We start from the raw sequence: 428 nt of genomic DNA, 5'->3' as shown, positions 1-428 counted from the left end.
CGGGTGAGCCCGGGATGACTGGCCGGATGACACCCACCATCACGTTTCCCGAAGCGGTCGTGGCGAACATCCGGCACGGACCGAGTTCGCACTTTCTGCACCACATCGGCATTCCGTCACACCCCAACCCCTGGTTCGACCTGGTGGACGGAACGCCGGAGCAGGCAAGGAAGGTCGGCAGCTGCTACGACGATCTCCGTGAACGATGGGCGAACCTTCCGGAGGGGGCGGAGAGTTGGCTCCTCCTCGGGATGGTCTCCTACGACGACATCGCCCTGGACGGGATCGCGGGTGTTGTCTACTGCCTTCCAGGTGACGAGACCGAGATCTACCCGCTCAACAAGGATCTCAATTCGTTCGCCCACTTCCTCCACCTCCTGGAGAAGGAGCGCCCGAACTACGACTTCGAGTCGGAGCAGGAGACCCTC

General features: G+C 62.6%; 1 protein-coding gene. It reads left to right on the top strand.

From position 1 onward, the window contains the following. Window positions 1–26: 26 nt before the first annotated feature. The coding region (locus ACLZOT_RS50065; protein ID WP_416975998.1) for an SUKH-4 family immunity protein at window positions 27–428 on the top strand (402 nt) is incomplete at its 3' end.

Source organism: Streptomyces sp. 4F14, assembly GCF_048159485.1.
In the GTDB taxonomy this organism is placed as follows: Bacteria; Actinomycetota; Actinomycetes; order Streptomycetales; family Streptomycetaceae; genus Streptomyces.
The sequence above is the reverse complement of the archived record's forward strand: the minus strand, read 5'-3'. Positions and strand labels throughout refer to the sequence as shown.